Here is a 1,709-nt window from a genome sequence, read left to right as displayed (position 1 = left end):
GCCTTTCCAATGATGGTCTGGCTTTTTTTTCATAGCTTAAAATGTTAAAATTTACGATAAGGCTAATTTAGGAAGATCCGGACAATCATGCCGGCTTCCTGCTTTAGCTGGATTCGTTCAACAATTTGTATAAGTAATAGCCGTTGCAGTGCTTGTTTTAAAGGCTATTACACTTTATTAAGTAATGTGCATATTTTGCACTTTGGTTCTTTTTATCGGCTACTACTCATACAATAGCCGTTGTATGCCATTCTGCACAGATACGATTCTTGATTCGCGATTCGCGAATTGAAAATTCTTTTGTACTTTTACAATCTAATTAGCTCATAAATATGAAAAAGCACAGTGGTATGCGCCCGCATGACATTGCTATACTTCTAAAGATTGTTAGCAAGGGCACTGATAATTGGTATATGAAAGACTTAGCCCATGAGTTACGAATAAGTCCAAGTGAAATAAGCGAGAGTATCAATAGGTCAATTATAGCAGGACTTATTAGCAGTGACAAAAGGACTTTAAGGAAATTAGCTCTAATTGACTTCTTAAAGTCTGGAATGCGATATGTCTTTCCTCAAAGACCAGGTTCAATTACAAGAGGTATTGGGACGGCAATCTCTGCTCCACCATTAAATGAAGAATTTGTCAGTAATGAACACTTTGTTTGGCCATATGGTAAAGGAAACCTTAGAGGTCAAGCTATAGAACCTTTGCATCCAAAAACTCCTGAGGCATGCTTAAATGATTCAAAATACTACGAACTAATGTCACTTACAGATGCAATTAGGATTGGTAAAGTAAGAGAGCAAAATATGGCATTTGAGTACTTAAAAGAAAGAATTGAAAATGCTTAAAAATCAAACAATCAATCTAAAAGTAGTTGAAAAAGTTGCTATAGCACTTGGGGAACTGAACAACGATGTAATCTATGTTGGCGGTGCTGTAGTCAGCCTGTATGTAACTGATGAGGGAGCAGAACAACCACGTCCTACAAAAGATATTGATATCTCTGTTCAAATTAGTAGCTATGGACAAATGGACGAGCTAAGGGAAAAGCTGGCCTTAAAGAAAATCTATCCCGCGCCCACCGAAAAAGTAATGTACAGATATACTCATGAAGAGATTCTAATTGATTTCATTCCATATGAAGAAACTCCTTTGGGGCCAACTAATAGCTGGTTGAAACCTGGTTTTGAGAAAGCCTATCCTGTAAATATTGGTGAGCTCGAAATTAAAATACTACCTGTTAGCCTCTTTCTTGCAACAAAATGGGAAGCTTACAAAAGCAGAGGTACTGACCCAAGAACAAGCCATGACTTTGAAGATATAATCTACATTTTAGATAATAATAAGGAGCTTGTTGAAGATTTTCAAAATGCAGACAAAGATGTTCAAGATTTTTTAAAAGAGATGAGTATTGAAATACTGAACCATACTTCCAGAAACGAAATCATAGAATGTCATATCAATCCATTTACAGTAGATGAACGTAGAGAAATCGTAATTGAAAAACTAAATGAAATAATAAAATAAAAACGAACGCACAATAACTAAGCATTCTGACGGCTGGAACAGCCTAGTCTGAATTTAGTGTTGAACGAGTGGTGCTGTGAATGGGTTAAATTATGGGGAAAGCTATTTCCTCTTTTGTATTTTTGGAGGTTGGAGCTTGAAAAATCCGGTACCTGAGCGGCGTTTTTGCCTGCTATTTG

Annotated in this window: 2 protein-coding genes; both read left to right on the top strand. The window is 36.5% G+C overall.

Translation table 11 applies throughout. The features are described 5' to 3' along the window. Positions 1–332 precede the first annotated feature (332 nt). Positions 333–851 (top strand): hypothetical protein, encoded by a 519-nt coding sequence (locus IFO69_RS21550; protein ID WP_192012228.1) that lies wholly within the window; start codon positions 333–335, stop codon positions 849–851. After that, positions 844–1,530, top strand: a complete 687-nt coding sequence (locus tag IFO69_RS21545) for a nucleotidyl transferase AbiEii/AbiGii toxin family protein (RefSeq protein ID WP_192012227.1) — start codon at positions 844–846, stop codon at positions 1,528–1,530. Before IFO69_RS21550 ends, IFO69_RS21545 begins: the two co-directional genes overlap by 8 nt. Positions 1,531–1,709: the final 179 nt, after the last annotated feature.

Origin of the sequence: Echinicola arenosa (assembly GCF_014841125.1) — a bacterium.
In the GTDB taxonomy this organism is placed as follows: Bacteria; Bacteroidota; Bacteroidia; order Cytophagales; family Cyclobacteriaceae; genus Echinicola; species Echinicola arenosa.
This window is presented reverse-complemented; position numbering and strand designations above follow the sequence as displayed.